The sequence below is a fragment of the Mucilaginibacter sp. P4_C11 genome (genome assembly GCF_056402115.1).
This window is the reverse complement of record NZ_JBFUIA010000010.1, coordinates 89801-107592: the sequence shown is the minus strand read 5'-3', so window position 1 is coordinate 107592 and position 17792 is coordinate 89801. Positions and strand designations below refer to the sequence as shown.

The 17792-nt window shown below is 42.0% G+C and carries 14 protein-coding genes and 1 pseudogene; 6 read left to right on the top strand and 9 right to left on the bottom strand.

Annotated features, from left to right (window positions below):
* The first annotated feature begins 67 nt into the window (after positions 1 to 67).
* Complete coding sequence (locus AC1DU2_RS11315; protein ID WP_477384443.1) at positions 68 to 1609, top strand: L,D-transpeptidase scaffold domain-containing protein; 1542 nt, start codon at positions 68 to 70, stop codon at positions 1607 to 1609.
* A 57-nt stretch (positions 1610 to 1666) separates the two neighbouring features.
* Here the strand turns inward: AC1DU2_RS11315 and AC1DU2_RS11310 are convergent, their stop codons facing one another.
* The 3 genes from AC1DU2_RS11310 to AC1DU2_RS11300 form a co-directional block, all read right to left on the bottom strand.
* On the bottom strand, positions 1667 to 2452 hold the full coding sequence (locus tag AC1DU2_RS11310) for a murein L,D-transpeptidase catalytic domain family protein (RefSeq protein WP_477384441.1): 786 nt from the start codon (positions 2450 to 2452) through the stop codon (positions 1667 to 1669).
* Between the two features lie 221 nt (positions 2453 to 2673).
* Positions 2674 to 3255, bottom strand: a complete 582-nt coding sequence (locus AC1DU2_RS11305; RefSeq protein ID WP_477384439.1) for a nitroreductase family protein — start codon at positions 3253 to 3255, stop codon at positions 2674 to 2676.
* Between the two features lie 130 nt (positions 3256 to 3385).
* Positions 3386 to 5815, bottom strand: coding sequence for an alpha-ketoacid dehydrogenase subunit alpha/beta (locus tag AC1DU2_RS11300; RefSeq protein ID WP_477384438.1), 2430 nt, complete (start codon positions 5813 to 5815; stop codon positions 3386 to 3388).
* A gap of 136 nt (positions 5816 to 5951) precedes the next feature.
* On the opposite strand from AC1DU2_RS11300, the gene AC1DU2_RS11295 reads away from it, so the two are divergent.
* The gene (locus tag AC1DU2_RS11295) at positions 5952 to 6350 is read left to right on the top strand and encodes a DUF1573 domain-containing protein (RefSeq protein ID WP_090650036.1); all 399 of its coding nucleotides are present in this window, start codon (positions 5952 to 5954) and stop codon (positions 6348 to 6350) included.
* Between the two features lie 160 nt (positions 6351 to 6510).
* The gene (locus tag AC1DU2_RS11290; protein ID WP_477384436.1) at positions 6511 to 7737 is read left to right on the top strand and encodes a pyridoxal phosphate-dependent aminotransferase; all 1227 of its coding nucleotides are present in this window, start codon (positions 6511 to 6513) and stop codon (positions 7735 to 7737) included.
* 377 nt (positions 7738 to 8114) lie between these two features.
* On the opposite strand, the gene AC1DU2_RS11285 is transcribed toward AC1DU2_RS11290, so the two are convergent.
* Positions 8115 to 8963 carry an isocitrate lyase/PEP mutase family protein gene (locus tag AC1DU2_RS11285; RefSeq protein ID WP_477384434.1) on the bottom strand — a complete coding sequence of 283 codons (849 nt, stop codon included), beginning with the start codon at positions 8961 to 8963 and terminating at the stop codon, positions 8115 to 8117.
* Positions 8964 to 9060: 97 nt separating this feature from the next.
* Here AC1DU2_RS11285 and AC1DU2_RS11280 point away from each other — a divergent pair, with 97 nt between their 5' ends.
* Both AC1DU2_RS11280 and AC1DU2_RS11275 read left to right on the top strand, forming a co-directional pair.
* On the top strand, positions 9061 to 9651 hold the full coding sequence (locus tag AC1DU2_RS11280; RefSeq protein WP_477384432.1) for a DUF4202 domain-containing protein: 591 nt from the start codon (positions 9061 to 9063) through the stop codon (positions 9649 to 9651).
* Between the two features lie 180 nt (positions 9652 to 9831).
* A pseudogene (locus AC1DU2_RS11275) lies at positions 9832 to 10203 on the top strand (VOC family protein); the annotation flags it as partial.
* Here the strand turns inward: AC1DU2_RS11275 and AC1DU2_RS11270 are convergent.
* The 4 genes from AC1DU2_RS11270 to AC1DU2_RS11255 are packed head-to-tail and all read right to left on the bottom strand — an operon-like array spanning position 10168 to position 13694.
* Complete coding sequence (locus AC1DU2_RS11270; RefSeq protein ID WP_477384430.1) at positions 10168 to 11103, bottom strand: TFIIB-type zinc ribbon-containing protein; 936 nt, start codon at positions 11101 to 11103, stop codon at positions 10168 to 10170. The pseudogene AC1DU2_RS11275 and the gene AC1DU2_RS11270 overlap by 36 nt on opposite strands.
* A 5-nt stretch (positions 11104 to 11108) precedes the next feature.
* The gene (locus AC1DU2_RS11265; protein ID WP_477384428.1) at positions 11109 to 12233 is read right to left on the bottom strand and encodes a TFIIB-type zinc ribbon-containing protein; all 1125 of its coding nucleotides are present in this window, start codon (positions 12231 to 12233) and stop codon (positions 11109 to 11111) included.
* On the bottom strand, positions 12234 to 12689 hold the full coding sequence (locus AC1DU2_RS11260) for a tetratricopeptide repeat protein (protein ID WP_477384426.1): 456 nt from the start codon (positions 12687 to 12689) through the stop codon (positions 12234 to 12236).
* A gap of 12 nt (positions 12690 to 12701) precedes the next feature.
* Positions 12702 to 13694, bottom strand: coding sequence for an SPFH domain-containing protein (locus AC1DU2_RS11255; RefSeq protein WP_477384424.1), 993 nt, complete (start codon positions 13692 to 13694; stop codon positions 12702 to 12704).
* A gap of 188 nt (positions 13695 to 13882) precedes the next feature.
* On the opposite strand from AC1DU2_RS11255, the gene AC1DU2_RS11250 reads away from it, so the two are divergent.
* Positions 13883 to 14263, top strand: coding sequence for a hypothetical protein (locus tag AC1DU2_RS11250; protein WP_477384422.1), 381 nt, complete (start codon positions 13883 to 13885; stop codon positions 14261 to 14263).
* A 92-nt stretch (positions 14264 to 14355) separates the two neighbouring features.
* On the opposite strand, the gene AC1DU2_RS11245 is transcribed toward AC1DU2_RS11250, so the two are convergent.
* Entirely contained in the window at positions 14356 to 17790 is a 3435-nt protein-coding gene (locus AC1DU2_RS11245) for an efflux RND transporter permease subunit (RefSeq protein ID WP_477364159.1), read from the bottom strand.
* Positions 17791 to 17792 lie beyond the last annotated feature (2 nt).

Genomic DNA, 17792 nt, shown 5'->3' with positions numbered 1-17792 from the left:
AAAACTTGTAGCGGTTGTGGTATGGCAATTGCTATTAATGAGCTATATTTAACAGTAATTTATACGTATGCCTCCCGTCACGACAAACAAACAATCACTATCCTTTATACTGATTTCCTTATTTGCTTTATTGTTAACCATACAAAGCTGTAAAGAAAAGCATAATAAAATAGCCACTAATCTTTTTAAAACAACACAAAACAAGGTCTTTAAGGATCTTGACGACGATGCATATACCGCTGCGTTTAAAAAAGAGTTGGAGATTGAAAAGTTAAAGCTATCCAACGAGCCGGCTATAGAGGCTTATTACAAGGCAAATAATTACATGCCCGTATTTGTAATGAACCACCTGGCCAATGGCGACCTGGATGCTATACCGAATTTTTACAGTAAGGCTGATGAGCACGGTATTGATCCTGAATTATTCCATCCCGAAGAATTAAAGGCTATGATTGCCAAATTTCATGGCAAAACCGGTATCAGTAATACCGAAGAAGCGTATCAAGAGTTGGCCAAACTGGAACTGCTGGCAACCAGCACCCTAACAAAATATGCCAATGCCATACAATTTGGTGTAGTTAACCCAAAAAAAATCTACTCAAGGTATTTTACGGCTACCAAACACCCCGACAGCGCATCAATGAAAGCCACGCTAATGGCCTCCGATACTAAGGCGTACCTGGATAGCATACAACCCAAAGACCCGCAATACCTTGCACTGCAAAAAGCGTATCTGCATGGCGATACATTTGATGGTTTATCGAAGGAAGAAACCCAACGCTATCTGTTGGTTAATATGGAACGTTTACGTTGGCGAAATAAACCTTACGAGCCCAAATACGTATATGTAAACGTACCCGATTACAGGCTTGATGTTTTTGAAAATGGAAAATCCATACTAAACATGAAGGTTTGTGTTGGGCAGGGCCGAAACATGGACGGGCAAAACAGCCTGGGTAAATATGATGATACCTGTGCCATTGATAAACCATTCCCACGTGAAACGCCCCAACTAAACAGCGTAATTCACAGTGTAGATGTAAACCCGGTGTGGAATATTCCGCGAAGTATAGCCACTAAAGAAATTATTATAGAGGCCGCCAAAGACAGGTATTACCTATCAAACAAAAATATTGATGTTTATAAAGACGGAAAATTGATTGATGACCCTGAAGATGTTGACTGGAGTGCGGTTACCAAAGATAACCTTGACTATGATTTTAAACAACGCCCCGGAGAGGATAACTCATTAGGAAAGATAAAATTCCTGTTTAAAAACAAAAGCAGTGTTTACCTGCATGATACGCCGGCAAAATCTGCATTCGGAAAAGCCATGCGTGCAGTAAGCCATGGTTGTGTGCGCCTTGGCGACCCACAGGCCCTTGCCAAAAACCTTTTTGGCGAAGGCGAAGAGTTTGACACCATTGTGAAAGATATGGCGACTGACAATCCTGACCCTACCAGCATAGCACTGCCTAAAAAAACACCGATATATATTACCTACGTTACCTGTTGGGCTGATGAAACTGGTGTATTACAACATCGGCCAGATGTGTATGGGCTGGACATCGTGCTGTATGATCACCTTAAAAAATTTCTTACCAAATAAAAAAATGCCCGGCTGGTTAGGCCGGGCAATCAGATTTATAATTGGATAGGCAATATTTTATAGCTTTGCTATATCAAAAGATGTAGAATCTGCAGCTACCTGGTTTAAGGGTGCCGTTTCATCCAGGTATTTTGAGGTGTAAGTGTCGTCATTACCGTTGATAAAAATCACCGATTTGCCCTGGATAGTGTTGATCACAAAATCAACAACATTTGGTGCTACTGCCGGGCAGCCAAAACTGCGGCCCAAACGCCCCTGCTGGTCAATAGCACCTTGCCCAACGTACTTTGCTGCATGAACTACAATATCACGAAAACGTGCACTGGCATTAAAACCCGAATCCAATCCATCTAAGTGTAGCGAACGGCCATGTTTACCTATGTAAACATTATCGGTAAGGTAAAAACCCAGACTGCTTTGGTGCGAATCGTTACGATCAGAAAAATGCTCAGCCATTTCCATGCCGCTTCCTGATCCGTGAGCTACCCAGGTGTTCAACAACAGTTGTTTATTAAATAAATTGACAATCCACATGCGTTTTTCGCGACTCGATTTACTGAAGTCGACTATCGTCAACACCGCGCTGTTTTCTGGTATTTTATGCGATAATTTCAGATTGGTATAACCGGTAAAGGCTTTTTCAAACACATCAAAAGCCAGCCCTGACCCTTGTAAACCGGCAGCCACATACAGGCTGTTTACGTACTGGTTAAATAATTCTTTTGTAGCAAGACCAGAATTTACCCCTCCGTTTGATTTGTTAGCATTTGGCGATCTCCAGCTAATAACTGTAGCAGAAAATAAAAAAATCGCCAATATTAAGCCCCAAAAACATTTCCTCATACTTGTGTTGAGTTTAATTTTGAATCAATAAGTTAAATTAATAAAGGCTTAGAATTGATAAATTGACCAGCATTAGGAACCGGACAATTACAAATATATAAATTCCAATCTAATTAAAAAATCATTTTTAACATTTTTTTAGTTATAATGAAATATTATTTCAACAAAGGAAATTACAATGCAGAGTTATACGATGTAAATAATGGAAAGGTTAGGATTATTTATTTGATCCATTTAACTTTATTTTCAAGAGGAGTTGTTCTTTTTCCTTCAGGATTTTGGTCGGCATAACCCAGGTACAATACGCCCATTACTTGATCATCTTCCCTCAGCTGCAAAAAATCTTTAAAACCCGGTTTTAATATGGCTCCACCGGTACTCCAAAATGAAGCCATACTTAAAGCCGTAGCGCCGAGCAGGATATTTTGAATAGCACTGGAAACGGCCGCCACTTCTTCAAAAGCAGGAATTTTTGCCAGATTACCTCTTTCCATAATGGCAATAATAACATGGGAAGCTTTATCACCCTGGTGTTGCAGGTTGCTGTAAACAGTTTCGTTAAATTCTTCGGCATTTACCCCTTGCTTGTAAACGTCAGCATGTAACTGGCAAAACTTAGTAGGGGCTTCATATACGATGAATCGCCACGGTTCGGTAAAGCCGTGTGTTGGCGCCCAATCGGCAAGTTCAAGCAGGGCGGCAACATGACCATTTGGAGCCTTGTGCCCGTTCATCACATTTGGTTTAACCGAACGGCGTGTTTTTATAATACTGGCAACGGTAGCAAAAGAATTAGAATCCATGGTGGTGGAGAATCAACAGTTAAGAATCAGGAATTAAGACAAAAAATTAAAACTATGTAATCAAGAAGATATGAAGAGTCAAAAACAGATAAATCACCTTTGCACTTCTCTTGATTCTTGACTCTCCTTACTATATCGGCGGAAATTTAGCCGGGTTTGCTTCGCTTACAATGGCATAAACAGCCTCAACAATATCATCCAAAGATGGCTTGCTGAAATAATCCCCATCCGAGCCATAAGGAGGCCTGTGTTCCTTCGCTGTCAATGTACGCGGCTGGCTATCTAACGAGTAATAACCCTTCTGGGCTTCAATTATTTGCTGAACAATATAAGCAGATGCAGCACCTGGTACATCCTCATCAACCACCAATAGTTTATTTGTTTTCTTTAACGACGCACCGCAAAGGTTATCTTTATCAAACGGATATAAAGTTTGCGGGTCGATAACTTCAATATTGATGTCCATTTTCTCCAGCTCCTCGGCGGCCTCTAAAACAATGCGCAAGGTTGAACCATAGGATACAACGGTAACATCGGTACCTTCCCTCATAATTTCGGCTTTACCAAGCGGCACAGTAAACTCGCCAACATTTTCAGGAAGTTTTTCTTTCAGGCGGTAGCCATTCAGGCTTTCGATAACCAATGCGGGTTCATCGCCGCGCAGTAATGTATTGTACATGCCTGCCGCCTGGGTCATGTTACGTGGCACGCAGATATGAAATCCACGCATCGAGCCCAATATCATCCCGAGGGGCGAGCCTGAGTGCCAGATACCTTCAAGGCGGTGTCCGCGGGTGCGTATAATCAAAGGCGCTTTTTGCCCGCCGAAAGTACGGTAACTAAGGCTGCCGATATCATCGCAGATAACGGTAATTGCGTATATCAGGTAATCAAGATATTGAATCTCGGCAATTGGTTTTAATCCACGCATAGCCAAGCCCATACCCTGCCCAATAATAGAGGTTTCACGGATACCTGTATCGGTTATTCGCAAATCGCCGTACTTACTTTGCAGGCCTGCAAATCCCTGGTTTACATCTCCTATGGCGCCCACATCTTCACCAAATGCCACGATGGTTTTATCCCTGGCAAAATTAGCATCGAAACAAGCGTTTAAAACTTCGCGACCATCAATAGAGCGAGCGTTATCGCTGTAGACGGCAGGCACAACGGGCACATAAAGTGGTGATTGTGGCGTATCAGAAAACAACTTTGTGTTATACCTCTCATTGGCTTTAACTTTTTCGGCATTTAACCAATTTACAAGTAATTGTCTTTCGGCCGAGTCTTCTTTAGCCGTAGCCCTCAAAGTTTTCCTAACAGCAGAGACAATTTCTTTACGGCCGGCATCATAGCTTTTACGCAATTCGGCTACTATCTCTGTCAATTGTTCTTTTACCGAAACATCTTCGGCGTATTGCTCAATCATTTTGGCCGCTTCTTCCAATTCGGCATTTATCAAGGTAACCAATTCCCCTGCTGCTTCACGTTGGCAGTCGCGCACATATTTTTTGGCCTCTGCTTCCAACTCATCCAGCTCTTGCTCAGTTGAAATGGCCGAAGCAATCATCCATTGGCGCATTTTCAGCAAGCAATCGTGCTCATCTTCCCAGGCCAGGCGATCTTTTGATTTATATCGTTCGTGTGAACCCGAGGTTGAGTGCCCTTGCGGCTGGGTCATCTCGGTAACGTGAATAAGCACCGGAACATGTTCTTCACGGCATAAAGTAATGGCACGGGCATAGGTTTCACAAAGGGCTATATAATCCCATCCTTTAACCTTAAAAATCTCGAAGCCGTTTGAGCCATTCTCGCGCTGAAAACCTTTTAATATTTCTGAAATATCTTCTTTAGTAGTTTGTAGTTTAGCCGGTACCGAGATTGCATAAGCATCATCCCAAATAGAAATTGCCATGGGTACCTGCAACACGCCGGCCGCGTTAAAGCACTCAAAAAAAACGCCTTCGGATGTGGCGCCATTGCCTATAGTTCCAAAGGCAACCTCATTACCATTAACCGAAAACTGGCTCAGATATTCCAGTTCCTTATTTTGGCGGTATAGTTTTGACGCATAAGCCAGGCCCAGCAATCGCGGCATATGGCCGCCTGTGGTTGATATATCCGATGAACAATTCATCGTTTCGGCTTGGTTTATCCAACTGCCATCGGCATTAATAAAACGGGTAGCATAATGGCAGTTCATTTGACGGCCGGCCGAGGCCGGATCTTTTTCTACATCAGGGTGGGCATAAAGCTGGGCAAAAAACTCCCTGAGGTTGCTCATGCCCGTGGCAAACATGAAAGTTTGGTCGCGGTAATAGCCTGCACGCCAATCGCCGGCGCGGAATGCTTTGGCCATGGCCAACTGTGCAACTTCTTTGCCATCGCCAAAAATACCAAACTTAGCCTTGCCCGTTAATACCTCTTTACGGCCTATAATACTGGCTTGTCTGCTCTCATAACCAATACGATAATCTTCAATAACGATCTTTTTAAAATCATCAAAACTAAGCTCTGCGGTATCAAATTTACTGGTGGCACGAATTGCAGTTCCAGGCATATAAAATTTCKTTTAGACGGTAAAATTATAAAATTCTATTCTGTATTTGGCATAGTAACACTTAAAACATGAAGTATTGCTAATAGTTTTGTTATTACGTTAAACCTTTTATATTTGTATTAATCAAATATAGCATATGAAAAAGATATTAATGATCTGCGCAGTTGTTTTAGGTTTTGCCTTCACTGCATCGGCACAAGATAACCAAAAAGCCGAGTTTAAATTCAATGAAGAAAAGCATGACTTTGGCAAAGTACCCCAGGGCACTCCTGTTACTACTGTTTTTGAATTTACAAACATTGGTAAAGAGCCACTTATACTTACTGAAGTAAGGCCAACCTGCGGCTGTACCATTGCCGATTATACCAAAACCCCTGTAAAAAGCGGTGATAAAGGTTTAATTAAAATCACTTATAATGCTGCAGTGGCTGCTCCGTTTAACAAAACCATTGTAGTTAAATCAAACGCGGTTACACCCGAAAAATACTTAAATATCATAGGCGAGGTTATTGCCAAACCAGCTTCAAGTAAGTAAGCAACCCTCCTAAATCCTCCCCGGAAGGGAGTACTTAAAAAAATATTGAACACCGCTACGCGGTGTTTTTTTTGCATTTTGAAATTCAATTGACAATAATTAAAATGAATCCGACCTCTATCTACTTTCAGAGGCGGATTTTTTTTTTGTAATTTTGCACATGCCAAAAATATCTCAGAAAGGGCAGCGAATGCCCGCATCTCCTATTCGTAAATTAACACCTTATGCCGATCAGGCTAAGCTGGATGGCAAAAAAGTGTACCATTTGAATATCGGCCAGCCGGATATTGAAACACCCGAAGGCATGTTAAATGCCATTAAAAACATTGATTTTAAAGTTTGGGCCTATACTCCATCCGAGGGTACTTTAAGCTATCGTAAAAAACTTACACAATACTACAATAAACTGGGGTACAATATTACCCCGGATAATATCATTGTAACCACCGGCGGTTCTGAAGCCATTACCATTGCCATGATGGCCTGTTTAGATTCGGGCGATGAAGTAATTATCCCGGAGCCTTTTTATGCCAATTACAATGGATTTGCAAGCCAGAGCGATATTGTGGTAAAACCTATCCTATCTTACATTGATAACGGATTTGCCTTGCCCCCTATCAGCGAATTTGAAAAGCTGATTACTGATAAAACCAAAGCTATTATCATTTGCAATCCTAACAATCCAACAGGGTACCTGTATTCGCAGGAAGAACTGGAGGCTTTAAAGGAATTGTGTTTAAAATATGACCTTTACCTGTTTTCGGACGAAGCTTACCGCGAGTTTTGCTACGATGACCGTAAATTTATTTCGCCGATGCATTTAGCCGGGTTGGATGATAACGTGGTGGTTATGGATACCGTAAGCAAACGTTACAGCGCATGCGGCGCCCGTTTAGGCTGCCTGATTACTAAAAATGCAGAATTACGCACAGCAGCATTGAAATTTGCCCAGGCCCGGTTAAGTGCCGGCATGGTTGAACAAATTGCCGGTGAGGCAGCCGTTGATACGCCCGACGAATATTTTGAAACCGTAAATAAAGAGTATACCAGCAGGCGAAATACCCTGGTAACCGCCTTAAATAACATTGATGGCGTTTACTGTCCTAACCCAGGGGGGGCATTTTATGTAGTGGCACAGCTCCCAATTGACAATGCTGATAGGTTTTGCCAATGGATGCTGGAAACCTTTAGTTACAACAACCAAACCGTAATGATGGCACCTGCAACAGGCTTTTACAGCACGCCGGGCGCCGGCACAAATGAAGTACGTATGGCTTATGTACTTAATAATGACGACTTAAAAAGCGCTATGATTTGTTTGGAGGAGGCTTTGAAGGTGTATCCCGGAAAGGTGGCTGCAACGGAGCAGCTCGTGGCTAAAAATTAGTAATTTTCAATACGCGTTTATTTTATAATACTTTACAACAAAATCTGGCCTACCAGGGCAAACGCATCCAAATAGCTAATGGAATAAGCTTACGGCGTCGGGAAGATAAGAGCATCAAACGACACCTTGTTTTTATTTGTTGATCCTGGTTAAATGATCCGGCTACTGAGGGGACTTGCATTGGCCAACGACAGGCACAAGTATTTGGATACGCCTAAATTGCGCGATCAGTTTAGTGTTAACCATGTTAAAATATAAAATATTGATTATCAAATATTTATAATATATTATCTAAAATGTGTTAAGTTATGTTAACCCAATTAGATGCGTTTGCCATGTCGGCTTACCGCCGGGTTTTATTGTTTAACAGTTGCTTTTTAACGCCCTCCGAATAACTTATTCAAATCGCCATACGGTGTTGCATGGTCGGCATAGCTAAAAGTGCCGTTTTGAAGGATCTCTTCTACCGCCCTAAAAACCGCCCCGTAAGCTGCCCGAATCAGCGATGACCCGATGCTCACCCGCTTCACCCCCATATCTTCGAGCATATTTAACGAAAAATTGCTACCCAAAACGCCCATAATTACATTAACCGGGCGGGGCGCAACGGCCTTAACCACTGCCTCAATCTCCTGGCGCGTTTTAAGGCCGGGCGCAAATAATACATCGGCTCCAGCATCGGCAAAAGCAACCAGCCTGGCAACAGTATCTTTTAAATCGGGCCTGCCGTATATTAAATTTTCGGCCCGTGCAGTTAACGTGAATGGGTACGGCTGATCGCGGGCAGCTTTTACGGCGGCCTTCACCCGTTCTACAGCCAATTCAAACGGGTAAATGGGATTAGCCGGGTTTCCGGTAGCATCTTCGATAGAACCACCTGCTAAACCTGCTTTCGCGGCAAGGTCAATCGTTTCAGCACAATCCATAGGGTTGTCGCCATAGCCATTCTCCAGGTCGGCAGTTACAGGTAAATTGGTAGCTGCAATAATATTTTTCACATTCTGCAGGGTCTCCTCGCGGGTTATTGACGCATGTCCATCAGGCTTACCCAATGAGAAAGCAAGCCCGGCGCTTGTTGTGGCAAGCGCCTTAAACCCCAGGGTTTCCAAAATCATTGCCGATCCTGCATCCCAGGGATTAGGAGCTACAAAAATACCCGCCCTTTGATGCAGCATTTTAAACTCGTTAGCCCTGGCTTCAAATAAATTTGCTGTAGATGTACTCATAAGATTATTGGTTAGATGGATAACAACAAATCTATCGGATATTTATGATTTCAAAAAACTATGAGGGCATTATAAATATTTAACTTATTTTCAACCTATGAGTAAACTAAACAAGGCGTTTGAACTTTTTGATGCTTATAACAAACAAGATCCCCGCAGTTTTACCTGGGAGAACGCAACTGAGCCGCAGGAATACTTTTTTGCTATTAAATTATATGAATGGGTTTTAAAATTAGATCCTGATGCTGGTGAAGAGTTACTATTGGCATCCAGGAGTCAGCACATCGGCAGGTGGGAAATTCCGCGTGAAGATTACCCGGAAGGGCGTGAGCCATACCTGAATTGGCGCAAAGACCTATCCCTGCATCATGCCTCCATCGCAGGACGTTTGATGAAAGATACGGGTTATGACGACGAGACATCGGATCGTGTTAAACAAATCATCCTGAAGAAACGAATTAAGGTTGACGCTGATGTTCAGACCATGGAGAATGCACTTTGCCTGGTATTCCTGCAATTGCAATATGAGGAATTCAGAAAAAAATACAAGGATGATCCTGAGAAAATCATTAATATTCTTCGGAAATCGTTGTTAAAAATGGACGGGCACGGGCATCAATTCGCGCTAAAATTGCCTTATTCAGAAAATGGGTTAGAATTGATTAATGAGGCCTTAAGCAGATTGTAATAAACTTGTATGGCGCAGGCAAGTTCATGACCACTTCTAATGAGATACAAAATACCAGTACCGTTTTTAATTGTTTTATTGTATCTATTTTTTGAATTATCGATATTTGAAACAAATACAAGGCTGCTTTTACCCATCATAAAAACTTAAAACGATGTCAAAGCTTTACTTCATTTCGCCTTTTTTATTGTTTCCAACGTAACCGATTCGGTTGCTTTCTATGTAACTAAACTTGGGTTCGAAGTGCGGTACATGGGGCCCGAGGGTGATCCGTTTTTTGCCATGGTGGGCCGCGGCCCCATTTCCCTTATGCTAAAGGCTATTACTGCCGACATAAAACCCATGCCCAACCCTACTAGGCACGAATGGGCTGCCTGGGATGCATATATATCTACCGAAGACCCCGACGTTTTATTTGAAGAATTTAATCAGGCCGGCATAAGCTTCCGCCAACCCATTCACAACAATAGCGACGGGCTACGCGGTTTTGAAATAACAGATGCCGATGGCTATGTTTTATTTTTTGGACACCCTATCGTAGCCCAAAAGTAATCCTTTGTAAATCTGAAGCTGCCTTTTTAACGCCGCCTGTTGCATGTGGGTTACCGTTACAACATCGTAGTATTTATCGCCATCGTATCTAACTTTTGTTCTTTTGGAAATAGCTATTTTGACCAACATAGAAAGGTTTGCATCCGGGACTTCTTCGTCGCTCCATTCCCATATTGCCCCGTCGCCGTTATCTCTTTTAAAATCAGGCGCGTAATTAAACGTTTCACCACCGGCATTAAAGATCATATTTTTTATAAATAGCCAATTCTTTGAGGTGTATTGAGTGGTAAACCGGAGTGTGTTACCGCTATCGTCCTTACTAATATAGGCGTATATGCCATTGATATTCACATAACGCGGAGAACTTTGATCGTAGATGAACGTATTGCCCGAAAACTGATCATGCTTTTTACGCGCATTGCGATAAAGTTTTTTGAACATTGCGGCATCCACTACAATTGAAGACAACTCTTTGGGTGCAGATTTCGACGATGCACCTTGCTTTGCCTCATTACTAATTACACCGGCGCTGTCTTTTTTTGCCTTATTGATCGAGGCAACGTTGTCAATAGCAACCGAATCGGCTGTATTGTTAGTAGTATTTTCAATGGCGTAATTATGGATTGTGGTTATCAGCCCTATTAACACCAACACGCAGATGGTGATGATGATTGCTCCAGAACTGCTATTTTTTTCTTGACTAACTCCAGGACTCGCCAGTGAAGTTTCAACAGGCTGAAAAGCTTCTTCATCCTCGCTTAATGGCGGATCGGGAGGCGATACCTCACTTATCGCGGTTTCAAATACGCTGCCGCAGTAAGCACATTTTATAGTTGTAGTAATCGCAGGTTCCAGTTCGGCACCGCAATTACTACATTTACTTAATTTCCGGGGATCCATGAACTTTAACGTATTTGGCGAAATTTGATGGATTTCCTCCCTGATGCTAAAAGGTCGAGGTTACCGCTCCGTACCCGGGCTAGCGCGGCGTAATAGTTTGCAACAGTCTTTTTATACAGTACCTTTACCATCAATAGCGGGAGCAAGCCCAGAAAAAACGCGCCGCGTAACAACCAATAAAACCCTACGGGCTCACTAAAAATGATGTTATTTAAAGAGTGATTCTTGAAGTCAAAATAATCTCCGGCAAATGCTGTCAATGCAGCGCGTAAAACCAGGACACCAAACCAAAGCCCTAAGCCGAATAACAGATATTTTTTATAAACCGTCGATTGTTGAGGAGGTTCGAAACTGGCATCAGCCGGTCTCCTGCCGTTTAGTTCCCCGGTCACATCGTCCATGTAAATGGCGTAGTCATTCCCATGGTAATAATATACTGCCCGCCAGCCGGGGTAATAAAATTTACTGGCCGATTTAGTGTCATATTTTAAATAGTGTTGATGTTTATGCGCCGGATCAGCATGAGTAAGTTCGCTATAAACCTGGTTAGCCGCTTGTAACTGGCCCAAATTATCCCAGGCTTTTTGTTCCGGTTGGCTATCAGTTAATTTAATACCGTCTGTTTGGATAGCATTAACTGGAATTATTAGCTTTTTGTCGACACGATTGGCAAAGACCGCCATGTTTTCTCCCTCCGCCTTACTTTCACCGCCATAAACCGAAACTGAAAAATTGCCACTAAGCGGAGTGTTCTGACTAAGTACTTTTCCGTTATTATCAATCGTGTTATAATAACCAGTATAGGTACCACTAAACTGATAAAACGGAACATATATCTGCTCGACGGGCAGGAACTCCGCTTCGAATAACAGGTTGACGGGCGTTTTATCGCCGCTGCTTAGAAACTTAATTACCGCATCCCTGAATTTTGAAAGGTCATTCCTGAAACGAATGCAGCCTGCATCAGGTGCCGGCCCGGTTGTTGGATGCTCAGTTGATTTGCTCGTCGTAAAAGCGCTTCCGCAATAGGGGCATTTATTGGTATTTGTTGTAAAATCGTATTCGAGGTTTGCTCCGCAATTGCTGCAGGCATTGCTGCCGCTTAGGGGTTGTGTAGTAGCCGGTTCCATTTATTTAAGCTGTTCAAATGTTTGTATAGCAATCAGTCCCAGGTTTTTGTAGCTGATAGTTTCGTTCATTGCAGAGAAAACATATGCATCATCAAAATCACTGAGTATGGCCAGTTCCTTTTTTGCTTCCTCAACCTCGTTCAATCCCAAATAGCAGTTGATGATGGAATAATGAGCTTTAGCGGCCGTACGGCCGAATTCCCTGGTATTATCATCCGGATAAATTGTGGCATCCGGATAGTTCTGAATGAGCTCGCGAAAAATAAGGATGGCGGACTTAAAGGAATTCATGTGAAAATGACAAAGCCCGGCATTATACAAGGCATCATCCGCCAGTTCATGGTCTGGATAAAGCCGGGTAATGTCCATGAACTGCCGCATGGCGTCAAATAGTAATTGTTGCTGAACCAGTTGGCTGGCAGCAGCAAACAGTTCGTAAGGATGACTATTCGTCATAAGTGGATAAGGTTATATAAGACTTAACAATTGTGCTTTCTTTAGATCAAACTCAGCTTGGGTGATAATCCCCAAATCCAAAAGACTTTTAAGATCCTTGAGTTTTTCGATAGGGGATTTCTGTTCAGGCATTGAAGCACTAGGCTGTATAGCCGGTGCCATAGCCTGCTGAACCATTTGCGGCATCATAAAACCCATGCCCAGCCCAACCCCACCGCCTACCGTTTGTCCTGCAATTCCGTTGACGTTATTTGCAGCATCCTGGATTGACATGGCCATTTTGTATTTCATAAACTCATCCATATTACCCAGGGCCGACATACCCGATCGTTGATCTATCATCTCCTGAACTTCTTCAGGCACAGAAATTGAACCTACGTAAAAATTGTGCAATGATAAACCCAAATCCTGAAAATCGGTCTGTAGCGCTGTTTTTACATTTTCGTTAATGGAATCATAAGCTGAAGGCAGATCCATCACCGATTGTGCTTGTTTTCCAAGTATCCCGGTTAGTTTAGATACAATAATATTTTTTAAGTAATCGGCAATATCGGCATCCTGGTACATGCCCATTGTACCTACTATTTGATTTACAAACACGCGGGAATCTGATATCTGGATGGTGTAATTACCAAAAGCACGTAAGCGTACCATTTTCAGGTCGCGGTCAGCAAATAAAATTGGCTCTTGCGTGCCCCACTTCAGATTAGTAAATAGTTTTTTATTGGTGAAATAAACCTCAGCGCGGAACGGTGAATTAGGGCCATAAGCAAAACTCGTAACCCATTTTGTGATCACCGGAAAATTACGCGTTTCCAGCATATAACGCCCCGCCGCAAAAACGTCTACTACCTGGCCATCCCTAAAAAATATGGCTTCCTGCGTTTCGCGTACAGTTAGTTGCGCGCCCCATTTGATTTCTGTCGGTCCGTTATCCGGAACCCGCTTTACCATTACACTTCCCGAGTTATCTAAAAACTCAAGAACTTCAACTAATTCAGGCATAAATAATTGTGACGATGTTTAATGTTCAAGGCTAATATAAATTATTTATTTAAAAAATAAACATAATAAATGCACATACATCAAGGACAGGATAGTGTGTAAAGGCGGGAACTAATTACTGTTCAACCTCATAAAATGAAGTGCTATATGTCATTTTTTTATCGGGCAATGGTTCCTAACCTTGATGCATGAAAAATATCAGTATCAAACATTTGAATTTTGCACACAACGCCTGGTTAAGAGGACTTGGTTTTTACGAACTGGAACTTGGCTTTCTACAGGAACGATTAGAAGAAATTGCCGGTGATAACACTGGGAAAGAGGTTTCGGAAAAAGTAGAATATTTTCAAAACCAACTAATCATCCATCGTGATTACCTTGACAATTTAAAGCACCGCATCCATACCAACATGACCTTACTGCAGCATGAGCTAAAGGCAACCACAACATATGTTGACGAAGCAACCGTTATGGCATACAACCAGCTTGCGGAAGATTATTTTACAGAAGACCGGATGTTTATAGACCTTAGAAACGAGTTTAACCGTTTCGCGTCCGAATGGATGTAAACAGGATATAAACTTGCTTGCCTATATATTAAGCACAAAAAAGCCGCCCTGTTAAATTCCAGGGCGGCCATTCTTATTAGTAGTTTAAAAAGTTAAACTTCCTCTGCTTCTAAAACCGGAATATGCTTCTCCTCCTTTTTCCCGAAAAGCCTTGCTTTAAGGTTATAACGGATAAGGTACATACATGGCACCAGGATCAGGGTGATGATGGTAGCAAAGCCTAAACCGAAGATCATTGTCCAGGCTAAAGGACCCCAGAAGGCTACGTTATCGCCACCAAAGTGAATGTGTGGCTTAAAGTGGGTGAACATCTCCACAAAATCGATATTGAAACCTACTGCCAATGGGATCAAACCTAATATGGCTGCAGTTGCTGTTAACAATACCGGCGTCATACGGGTGTGGCCCGCTTCAACTACGGCATCGTGAACGCTCGCGCCCTGCTCAATCAACATATCCGTAAACTCTACCAGCAGGATACCATTTCGCACAACCACGCCAGCAAGTGCGATAATACCTACACCAGTCATAACGATGGCCATAGTCATACCGAAGATACTTACGCCCAATAATACCCCTATTATACTGAAGAAGATTTCGCTGATGATGATCAACGTTTTACCTATGGAGTTAAATTGAATCATCAGGATGATCAGGATCAAACCAAATGATGTAGCTAAAGCGCCACCAAGGAATGTAACTGCTTCCAGCTGATCTTCCTGGCCACCACCCTGGCGTATGATAATATCATCTGCATGTTTAAAATTGCCAATTGCCCTTAATATGCTTGCATTTACTTCGTTAGCATTGTAAGGTTTTATAACGTTTGATCCTAATGTCAATACGCGCCTTTGCTGTTTACGTTTAATATTACTGTAAGTATTGGTATACTTAACATCGGTAAAGGCAGATATAGGCACTTGCCTTATTGAACCACCTGTGGCCAAATCACGATAGGTGATCTTTAAGTTTTTCAACTCATCAATATTACTCCGCTGGCTTTCAAGTGCTCTTACTTTAATCTGGTAATCATCCTCTTTGGTGTTTCTAAAATCTCCGGCCTTAGCACCAAAAATTGCAGCCCCCAGGTTATCATTAACGGTTTTTGTACTTATACCCTCACGGTTAGCCCTTTCTCTGTCAATGTCAAAAACAATTTCAGGTTTATCGCTTTGTACATCTGCTACCAGGTTATCAATACCGGCAATGTTTTGTTTAGCAATGTAATTTTTTAAACGGTTACCGGTTTTTACCAGCGAATCAAGGTTATCGCCAATGAGTTCGATACTGATATCTTTTTGCACCGGCGGGCCGCTATTTTCCTGTGTTACAGAAATTCTGGCTCCCGGTACACCCTGCACAGCATCGCGTATTCTTTTTAAAACGGCTTTGGTATCTTTACCTTCGCGTTTACCAAACTCAACAAAAGCAACGGTAATTTTACTTTTGTTTTCGTAGTCTAACTGATCTTCATCTGTAGGATCAGTTACACCTTTGGTAACATTTGATATTACCGACGACACGATATCTTTATCTGGCTCAACTATCTGGGCAACACGCTGCTCCAGCTTTTTAGTAACCTCGTTTGTGGTAGCCTGATCGGTACCAATAGGCATGGCAATGTATACATAAGCAAAATTCGGATCGCCCGATGGGAAAAACTCGGGTGTTTTGCCTCTTACAACCATTAAAAATATGGCAAATACAAATAAGGCGAATGTTCCTAACAGGACAATCACAGGTCTTTTAACTGCCCGCTCCAACCATTTGGCATACCATTTTTGAAACCTCGGCCATACATTGTTTTGGAACTTATCAATCACCCTTAGTAAAACAAAGTGGTTAATAAGGTATAAAATTATAGCCAGGGCAATTAAATTACCCATACCCATTGTCCAGATACCGGCAAAAAATAAAGCATAGCTTATAATAGCCAATACTCCCATAATTAGTACAGCACGAGTTGTTTTCTTATCAAATTTAGGGTTATCATGCTCTCCTTCAACGTGGGGTTTCATAAAATCGACCGCGAACACCGGGTTCATGATGTAAGCTACAACCAATGACGCCAGTAGCGTAATTATAAGCGTTATTGGTAAAAAGAACATGAAGTGACCAATCAGGCTATTCCAGAATGCAAGCGGAATAAATGGTGCCAACGTAGTCATCGTTCCCGAAAATACTGGTAAAAACACCTCACCTGCCGCCATTTTAGCCGCCTGTTTAATAGGTACTTTACCGTTATTAAAAATACGGTGCGTGTTTTCAATAACCACAATAGCATCATCCACCACAATCCCCAGGGCCAGCAGGAACGAAAACAATACAATCATGTTCAATGTAAACCCAATGGCTGGCATTATTAAAAAAGCAATAAAACATGATAATGGTACCGATAACGCCACAAATATGGCATTAGTTGTGCCCATAAAAAACATCAGGATAATGGTTACCAACATAAAACCAATTACGATGGTATTGATCAGGTCATTTAGCGTCGTCCGCGTTTTGTCTGATTGATCGCCGGTTACTGTAATAGCTAAACCCTTTGGGAAAACCGTTTTCTGTTTTAGCTTTATCAGCGCATTGATTTTATCAGATGCCTGGATTAAGTTTTCGCCAGCCCTTTTACTTACGTTTAAGGTAATTACATTTTTAAATTTAGGATTATCGGGAGTTTTTAAGCGCGCGTAAGTTTCCTGCTCTAAAAATGAATCTTTTATTTCGGCTATATCCCTTAGGTAAACAGCCTGCCCCTTAGGATTCCTGATAGCCATAGCAGCTACCTGGTCGGCATTTTTAAAATCCTGTTTTATATCGATGCTACGACGGATGCCATCCGTTTTGATGGTACCAACAGACGACAGAATATTTTCGTTACCGATTGCCTGGATAATATCGCTAAAACTAACCTGAGCTGCCGCCATTTTGTTCATATCAACATTAACCTGAATTTCGGGTGTTAAAGCACCTATTTCGTCAACCTTGGATATTTCCTTGTAGCTCTCTATCTCGTCCTTTAACACATCGGCATATTCCTTCAGCTTTTTAAGGTCATAATCGCCAGATATATTGATGTATAAAATAGGAAGATCGGCAACGTTAATATCAGATATTACCGATTCTTTCAAATTCACGTCGCCTTGCGGTAAATCCTGCTTTGCTTTATCAACGGCATCTTTCACATCGATCTTAGCATCTTTTATTAAAACATTTGCCTGAAATTCGGCAGTAATAATAGATACATTTTGCACCGAGTTGGAAGTAACCTTTTTTAACCCTTTTAATGATTTTAGTTGCTTCTCTATCTGCCTGGTAACCAGGTTCTCTATATTTTGAGGCGATTGGCCGGCAAAAGTTGTGGTAACAAATACTTTTGACTGCGCTATATCTGGAAAGTTTTCCTTTGGCAAACTGTTATAGCTGATAAGACCTAATACCGAGATCAAAAATATGAGCACGTATATGGCGGTCTTATTATCGATGGCCCAACTGGAGGGGCCGAATTCTTTAGTTGAATCTTTCATAA

What these genes read in the sequence shown, in the direction of transcription:
- AC1DU2_RS11315 (WP_477384443.1), top strand. Translation starts at nt 68, where the DNA reads ATGCCTCCCGTCACGACAAACAAACAATCACTATCCTTTATACTGATT.
- AC1DU2_RS11310 (WP_477384441.1), bottom strand. Translation starts at nt 2,452, where the DNA reads ATGAGGAAATGTTTTTGGGGCTTAATATTGGCGATTTTTTTATTTTCT.
- AC1DU2_RS11305 (WP_477384439.1), bottom strand. Translation starts at nt 3,255, where the DNA reads ATGGATTCTAATTCTTTTGCTACCGTTGCCAGTATTATAAAAACACGC.
- AC1DU2_RS11300 (WP_477384438.1), bottom strand. Translation starts at nt 5,815, where the DNA reads ATGCCTGGAACTGCAATTCGTGCCACCAGTAAATTTGATACCGCAGAG.
- AC1DU2_RS11295 (WP_090650036.1), top strand. Translation starts at nt 5,952, where the DNA reads ATGAAAAAGATATTAATGATCTGCGCAGTTGTTTTAGGTTTTGCCTTC.
- AC1DU2_RS11290 (WP_477384436.1), top strand. Translation starts at nt 6,511, where the DNA reads ATGCCAAAAATATCTCAGAAAGGGCAGCGAATGCCCGCATCTCCTATT.
- AC1DU2_RS11285 (WP_477384434.1), bottom strand. Translation starts at nt 8,963, where the DNA reads ATGAGTACATCTACAGCAAATTTATTTGAAGCCAGGGCTAACGAGTTT.
- AC1DU2_RS11280 (WP_477384432.1), top strand. Translation starts at nt 9,061, where the DNA reads ATGAGTAAACTAAACAAGGCGTTTGAACTTTTTGATGCTTATAACAAA.
- AC1DU2_RS11270 (WP_477384430.1), bottom strand. Translation starts at nt 11,103, where the DNA reads ATGGATCCCCGGAAATTAAGTAAATGTAGTAATTGCGGTGCCGAACTG.
- AC1DU2_RS11265 (WP_477384428.1), bottom strand. Translation starts at nt 12,233, where the DNA reads ATGGAACCGGCTACTACACAACCCCTAAGCGGCAGCAATGCCTGCAGC.
- AC1DU2_RS11260 (WP_477384426.1), bottom strand. Translation starts at nt 12,689, where the DNA reads ATGACGAATAGTCATCCTTACGAACTGTTTGCTGCTGCCAGCCAACTG.
- AC1DU2_RS11255 (WP_477384424.1), bottom strand. Translation starts at nt 13,694, where the DNA reads ATGCCTGAATTAGTTGAAGTTCTTGAGTTTTTAGATAACTCGGGAAGT.
- AC1DU2_RS11250 (WP_477384422.1), top strand. Translation starts at nt 13,883, where the DNA reads ATGAAAAATATCAGTATCAAACATTTGAATTTTGCACACAACGCCTGG.
- AC1DU2_RS11245 (WP_477364159.1), bottom strand. Translation starts at nt 17,790, where the DNA reads ATGAAAGATTCAACTAAAGAATTCGGCCCCTCCAGTTGGGCCATCGAT.